3 protein-coding genes are annotated in these 7868 nt (G+C 54.9%); all 3 read right to left on the bottom strand.

The genetic code is table 11. From position 1 onward, the window contains the following. Nucleotides 1-3: 3 nt before the first annotated feature. The 3 genes from C8N36_RS23730 to C8N36_RS23720 all read right to left on the bottom strand — a co-directional run bounded on the left by C8N36_RS23730 (nucleotide 4) and on the right by C8N36_RS23720 (nucleotide 7851). Nucleotides 4-432 carry a transposase gene (locus tag C8N36_RS23730; RefSeq protein ID WP_245911053.1) on the bottom strand — a complete coding sequence of 143 codons (429 nt, stop codon included), beginning with the start codon at nucleotides 430-432 and terminating at the stop codon, nucleotides 4-6. Between the two features lie 193 nt (nucleotides 433-625). Next, a complete protein-coding gene (locus C8N36_RS23725; protein WP_097807129.1) occupies nucleotides 626-2119 on the bottom strand; it encodes a tryptophan halogenase family protein in 1494 nt (497 codons plus the stop codon). Next, complete coding sequence (locus C8N36_RS23720) at nucleotides 2119-7851, bottom strand: PEP_CTERM-anchored TLD domain-containing protein (protein WP_211318284.1); 5733 nt, start codon at nucleotides 7849-7851, stop codon at nucleotides 2119-2121. Before C8N36_RS23720 ends, C8N36_RS23725 begins: the two co-directional genes overlap by 1 nt. Nucleotides 7852-7868: the final 17 nt, after the last annotated feature.

Raw genomic sequence — 7868 nt, 5'->3', positions numbered from 1 at the left:
GTCTTATATCTTGTAGGGGACCAACTGCTCATAACTCACGGCTATCATGCTGGATTCAAAAGGTGAATCCAGCATGGGATTTGTGCAACAAAGCCCATCCAATCGCACAGTGACCCCACCACAAATCAGATCCAACGGCGGCGGCGGCGTAGGTTCAGATGCCGTCTCAACATCGTCGCGCACAACCAGCGCCGCAAAGCTCGGCTCCTCCGTCACAGCGGGCAGAACCAGTTTGCCCTCGCGTGCCATGCGCCGCCATTCCGATAAATGATTGGCCCGCATGTCATACCCCCGCGCCACAGCGCACACCGATGTACCTTCCACTAACGTCTCGGCCACAATCTGCGCCTTCACCTTATCCGGCCAGCGGCGGTGACCACGCGGCCCCACAACCATATCAATGTTACCGAGAAACTCCGTTGAGCGCTCCAAGGAGAAACTCCCTGATAATCCATCCAAAAAGACTGAACCTCAGATCAGGGGCTCACAAGGAAGGTGGGGTGGGCGCACCGGGTACGATGGTCTCCCTTTGAGTAATGCCTTCTGAAACATCACTGTGGTACATTACCATGCCGGTTGGTGGGCGCATCCAAGCCATCAACAATGCCCGTCAAATCCGAAACCGTCACAAAGCGTCTTTGTGGAGTGGTAGGTTCTTGAGCATCTGTTCCAAGGCCTGTTCCACAACTTGAGAACGACGCGGCGGTTGCATTTGAGTAGAGGCACGTACATTCGCTGGGTGCCAACCCAAGCCGTACAGGATGTATTCGTAGTTCTCCGCAAAGAAACACCCGTCCCAAAAATCAAAATCTGAGGCCGAAGGCGGTTTGCATTCCCACAGTTTCAGTAAGGTTCGAAGGCGGTCTGGAATGCGCTCTTCGGACTTGGCATCTTGCCAGAATGGCGTGTCAGACCGCTGTGCAATCACGTAATGTAAAGCTACAAAGGGCAATAACTCGTCATATTCCCGTGCTGTCAATTCGTTGAAGCGAGACCGCAATGGTTCCGCATTTTCAACGCCTCCAAACGGAAAGTTCTCGGACAAATGAAGGACCGCTTTCTCAACCAGATACAAACCCGTGCTTTCCAACGGCTCAATAAAGCCGGCGGACAATCCGATGGCTACGACGTTACCGACCCAAGCCTGCACGCGTCTGCCCACAGGGAACTGTAGTATGCGGACAGGTAAATCGGCCTCGCCATTCTCTTTGCGCAATGCCTCTTCGGCCTCGCTGTCTGAACAATAGGCACTGGAATAGACATAGCCAGTTCCCCGCCGTGATTTCAGCCCGATCTCCCAACGCCAGCCAGAAGCCATGGCTGTGGCCGTTGTATAGGGCCGTGCCGTCTCACCATCTTGATACGGAATCTGCATCGTCACGGCCCGATCACAGGGCAACCATTTGCTGTCATCTCGAAACGGGGTTTTCAGCGCTTTCTCGATCAAAACTGCTGCAAACCCACTGCAATCTATAAATAGATCAGCACCAAGTTTGCGGCCATCTTCCAATACCACATGATCGACATGTCCCAATGTTCCGCGCAGAGCCACACCCGTAATTTTTCCCTCGATGTGTTCAACACCGCGCCCTGTCGCAACCCGCGCCAAAAGATCGGCCAAGGCCTCGGCATTCAAGTGATAGGCGTAGCCCAGCTCCCCTTCGTAATCGGGCATATCAGCCGATTTGGGTGCGCGGTCGGATAGGGCAAGGCGGGGCTGCACACTGACCAGATCCGAAAATGGAACGGATCGGTCAGACAGCATCCAATTGACACCGGTTGGATCAAACCGCCCGGCTTGGCGACGGTCAAACGGATGAAAATAGGAATGCCCCGGACCGTTCCAGTCGCAAAACCGGATGCCATGCTTAAAGGTCGCCTCTGTCGCGGTCATGACGTCGGCTTCGCTTATCCCGATCCGCTGGAGCGTCAGCCGAATGCTCGGGATTGTTGCCTCTCCGACGCCGATCCGCCCGATCTTTGCGCTTTCAACCAAAGATATCGAAACGACAGGATCGCGGGCCTTGCCAATGCCGTTCAAGACTGCATCCAGGTAGGCCGCCGTTATCCATCCGGCGGACCCACCTCCGACAACAAGAACACGTTTAAATTTCCCCATCAGAAAATGAAGTCATCCTCATACAGTTCGGTAACCCCGACCAAAGTCACCTGCCGGCTTGGATCGTCGCTGACCGTGATGACAAGGTTGCCGGCACCATCGTTGGAGAAATTGTAGCCCCCAGTTCCGACTGTCGTTGGGTCTGAAGCGTTCACAACGCCATTGAAATCCCGATCGACGAAGCCAAACGACAGGTTGTTCCCACCAAGCTGTATCCGGTCTTCTGCGATGTCAAAGTCGGTAATCGTGTTATGACCATCCGAGAATTCGAACACATCTGCGCCGGCACCCAATGTTATCACGTCCGCGCCGCCGCTTGCGTTGATCCGATCTGCCGAATTGGTGCCTGTGATGACGTCATCGCCTTGGGTTCCGACAAGATACTCGATGCCTGTGACAGTGTTGCTTCCGCTGCCACCAACAACCAGTGTTTCAGCGGCCATATCAATGACTGCCCCAACAGAGGTTTGCGCCCCTGCCAAGCCCGTCGAAACTGCGATGCCGCTTAGGTCCAGCGTATCAAAACCGGCCCCGCCATCGAACGTGTTCCCGTCAAAGGTCAGTGAATTATAGCGCCCGGACAGCCCAAATGAGACGCTTAAGGTGTCGTCATCAGCCCCGCCGCTCAGAATGTTGCCCGTGACGATTGCTGTTGCATCCCCCTGAACACCGGCTTGACCAGTAGCGCCCGCATCGCCCCCAACGTAGGAGTATGTGCGGTTGCCGCCGTATGGACCTCCATCACTTGTGGCATAGCCGACGCCGCCATTGCCACCAGATCCGGCTACTGCGATTGCTTCCAATGCAAGTTGATCCTGACCGTCCCCGCCAAGCAGTTCATTGCCAATGACACGGGACATTGCATCGCCGCCGTCGCCACCATCCCCACCATTTGAACCGTCGCCGTAGTAGTAAACAGTATCTGTGTAGCTTTGCCCGCGGAAGGCCCCCGTGCTGCCGTTGGTGGTGTTTAAGTAGTCCGTACCGATCTCACCGGCATCCCCGTTCCCGCCATAAAGCCCGTCGCCACCTTCGGCTTTTACAATCACGGTCAAGATGTCGTTATCCGCTCCGCCATTCAGAGTGTTATCTCTTGCTTCGGCAAGCGCCGCGCCGCCAACACCGCCATCACCGCTGGTTCCCGCGCTGGCATCTGCGACAGACGGCGCATTGCCTCTGGCCCCTTGCGCGGTTCCGCCACGACCGGCCAAACCGCCCACAGCAGACACATCAACCGTGATAATATCGTCGCCATCGCCGCCTAAACCAGTGTTGGAATCTGCATAGGCTTGGGCAAATCCGCCACTCCCACCTCTGGCACCGTCTCCGGTATCGCCATGATTTCCGCCATTATAATCCTGTTGGTAATAACTATAAGCCGTTACCCAACTGGAGGAGTTTGTTATGCGATATCCGTAACTTCCAGTGTCCCCGCCAAAACCACCGGAGCCTCCGTTGCCGCCAAAACTACCTATTCCTCCGGCCGCATCCACCTCGAACAACAGGCTATCGGAACCACCCTGCCCGTCTAGCAGATTGCCATCCAACTGGGCACTGGCAGTACCGCCTGAGCCGCCTGCGCCGCCATCTGCGCCATCGCCAGCCTGACCATAATTCAATTGGTTGGTATATGGGTCTGCCGGGGTCGCGCTGTTACCGCCCGTGTACGAATTATTGAGGTACTGACCGCTGCCACCGCTGCCGCCATTGCCGCCATAACCGCCATTTCCACCCGATGCGTCCGCCGACAGAACAAGGGTGTCATTGTTGCCAGCACCGACATAGGTTTCGTTCAATTGAATTGCATTTGCCGATGCACCGTTTGATCCTGCAAACCCGTTGGTACCATCTACGCCAGTGCCGCCAAATACGCCGTTCGCCCCGCTTGCCGCGGTTGTGGTGTGTTGTTGGTCACTTTCCTCGACACGTACAGTTACAACTTCGTCACGGCCTTCGACAACCACCGTCACAATGCTGGATGTGCTGACCCCGTGCGCATCAGTTGCGGTAACCTCGATCTCGACTGTGGCATTTTCACCGTCGTTCAGATATTCAAATTCGCCGTCCGGATTAAAGATCAAAGTGTTGCCGGAAATGGTCGCCTCTCCGGCGTTCGGCAGATCGGTGATGGTATAGACCAGCGAAGCGCCATCATCATCACTGTCGATATCATCCCCGATGGTCGATAGATCCAACGTGGTCACAGGATTTCCAGCACCAGACGACAACGTGAAGGTTTCTAAACCGACGATTGTCCAAGTGTTGTAAGTGCCGGTGAACTCTTCACGATATTCAGAAGTTCCAGCCTGAGAGCGGTCACCATAGTAGTATCCGATATTGCCGTAACCACCCGTGAGGGTGGAATTGACATAAAGATCGTGCCCGCCCCCAAAAGTTGGTCCGTGGTTAATTGAGTTGTAAATGACATGGGGATTTGAACCTTGTTCATACTGTGTATCGGTACTTAAGTTGAACAAGAACGCCCCAGAATTATATTCAAGGGAATAACCAGTGGTATTCGACCACGAAATCGGAGTGTACCCGCCAATAATATTGCCGTTATCCAATTCGATTATCGTTATTGTCGGACCAACGCCATTGACCGCTGTGTGCCAATCCACCGAAGTATCGCCGGCGTCCTTGGTAAACACGTTTTCCAGTGACAAGTAATTACTACCCAGCCAGTTCCCTAGGGTTTCCACGTCTCCGTTTTCCAAAATACCGGAACTATCAAAGCTTCCGGTTCCGGCGTCTTCGTTGGTTAAAATCGTCACATTGGACATGGTCGGCGCGTCATTGGTGCCGGTGACCGTGATGGTGACGTCGTTTACAGCCGTTGCATTGTGCGCGTCAGTTGCGGTGATCTGCACCACAACATCGCGGGTTTCCCCTTCTGCCAAGGTTTGGAATGCCGTTCCCGGATCAAACTTCAGGTCCGTACCGTCAAGGGTCGCGGTCCCTTCGCTCGGGTGGCCGGTGATTGTGTACTCCAGCGTTGTCGGATCATCGTCAACGTCGACATCATCGCCAAGCGTTGTCAGGTCAAGGACCGTTTCAACACCAGCGTCCTCGACCGTACCAAGCGCGGCTGCGGCCAATGTCGGATCATCGTTCACTGCGCCCACATCAATCGTTACTGTTGACGATACTATGCCGCCAGTTCCATCGTCGATTAAGTAGGTAAAGCTGTCGGTTCCGTTATAGTTCAGATCAGGCGTGTACGAATAGTCACCCGTTATCGAATCCAGCACCAAGGTTCCGTTCGACACATCCGTAAGCACAGAAAAGCTTAGAGGTTCTCCGTCTGGTTCATAGGTAAAGGACGTGCCATCCAGAACCGTGTCCTCAAGTGTTGACTGCGGGCCATCAAACACCTCGGGTAAATTGTCGGCTCCGTGAATTGTGATGCTCAGGGTTTCGGTGTCCCAAGCCGGCTGGGCATCATCAACTTCAATGACGAAATCAAAGGTCAGACTTTCACCGGGACGCAAGAAATCAAGCCCGAGCATTCCAGGGTTAAAGGTCCAATCGATGGTTCCCGGCGCGCCTGCTGTTGGACTGCTAGACACCGAGACATTAAGGAAAGCCAGTGCCAAAGCGGGCGGCAATCCATTAGTAGTGCCGGACAAAGTCACGCCCGTCGCAATCGCAACATGGCTATCGCCAATATCTGGGTCATCAAAGGCAATCTGACCAGACATAATTGCCGGGCTAACTTGCACTTCTACACTGTCAAGCGTCAGCGCCCCTATTCCATCAACATAGTCAATGCCGGATAGCGACATCCGCACATTGGCAGTTCCACCCGGAACGTCGATATTCGACCCAACCCAGTTGATCCCGATACCATTGGTCGAGGTAAAGAAACTAAGTGCATCCGGATAGATTTCTTCCGGTGTGCCATCATAGTTCGGGGCTGTGATTTCGGACACCGGCCGTGTCGTCGCCACACCATTATCATAGCTTGTGACGCTCACTCCAAAATCACCTCGTCCGGTGACGGCGTTATCACTCGGCGATCCACCATTGGGGTTGATATGCATCACAACGCCATTGGTCGGGATTTCCGAGGCGGACAGGTTTGGATGCGATGATGTTCGCTCAATGGCAATCGTCTGGGCACCTGCAGGGGAGTCAAAGTCGACAATATACCAATAGCCCGGGTTGCCCACACTTGATCCTGCGCCAAGCATCCCGTCATTGACGTCAACAATTGTTTCTTCGAAACCGGCTTCTATTGCAGTGATGGGGGCAATAACCGGCGTATCATTCACCGGAGCGATGTTCAAATTGACCGTGCCGGTGTTCGACTCCTCTAGGCCATCATTGACTGTATAGCTAAAGCTGTCAGCCCCGCTGTAATTGGCGTTTGGCGTGTAATCGACTGCGCCTCCCGCACCAATAGTGATCGATCCGTTGGTGGTTGCGATAACGGCCCCAACTGTGGCTGCCACCCCGTTGATGGACACAATCGACAATGCCTGTGTCACAACCGGCGTGTTGTTGGCGTCGGTGTCATTTCCCAAGGGGGTCAAGCTGGTCGGTGTGTCTTCGGTAACAGTGAAGGTGTCATCCACTGCAACTGGGGCGACGTTGTCACCTGATCCGGCGATTTCAAGCGTCAAAGTCGCGGTGTCCGTCCCGCCGTTTCCGTCCGAAACTGTATAGGTAAAGACCTCAAATGCCGTATCGCCGTTTTCCAAAGCCTCCGTGTCCGGATCGTCATTGTCCAACGCATATGTCCATGTACCGTCCGAAGCCAAAGCAAGGCTGCCGTAAACGCCAGTTATAGACATGCCGCCGCCGGGGGTGCTTGGCACGGCGATGTTGCCACCATTCATGACCGACACCACTGCTAGAACGTCGGTCGAATCAACATCACTATCATTGGCAAGCACATCACCTGCCGCAGCACTATCTCCAACAACGCCAAAGCCCTGTTCAACAAGCGCATCACTGGCGTTGTTGTCATTGGTCGCAACGGGCCAGTCATTCGTGCCGGTCACGGTGATCACAACGTCATTCACCGCTGTTGCGCCATGCGCATCCTTAGCGGTGACCTGAATGGTCACGTCCCGCGTCTCGTCCAGTGCCAGATCCTGGAAATCGGCACCGGGATCAAAGGTGAGAGTCCCCCCGGTGATTGAGGCAGAGCCTTCACCCGGCGCACCTGTCACCGTATAGGTCAGGCTGCTGCCATCATCATCGCTGTCGATATCTGCACCAAGCACAGACAGATCAACATTTACTGACGAACCGTCCTCAACAGCCACACCAACACCAGCCGCCAAAGTTGGCGCATCATTCGTGCCGGTGATGTCGATGGTCAGGGCTGCTGTGTCGGTGCCGCCATTGCCATCATCAACGGTGTAGGTAAATACTTCTTGAGCGGTTGTACCTTGCGCCAGAGCGTTGGTGTCAGGATCTGCGTCATTGAGATTATATGTCCATGTTCCGTCCGCCTCGATAGCAAGAGAGCCGTACCTGCCCGGAACGATCTGGACCAAGCCCGGATTGACAGGCATGTTCGATCCGGGCTCGCCGGTGCCTGAATCCACTGCTGTGACTGACAAAACATCGGACGCATCGACGTCCGTATCATTGGCCAGCAAGTTGCCGGTGGCCGTGTCATTCCCTGCGATGCCAAACCCTTGTTCCACCACCGCAGCGCCGGCGTTCGTATCAGCCACAGCAACCGGTCCGTCGTTCCGGCCCTCAATGGTCAGCGTCACGGTCGCGGTATCTATCG

Source organism: Pelagimonas varians (assembly GCF_003208435.1).
Taxonomy (GTDB): Bacteria; Pseudomonadota; Alphaproteobacteria; order Rhodobacterales; family Rhodobacteraceae; genus Pelagimonas; species Pelagimonas varians.
The sequence above is the reverse complement of the archived record's forward strand: the minus strand, read 5'-3'. Positions and strand labels throughout refer to the sequence as shown.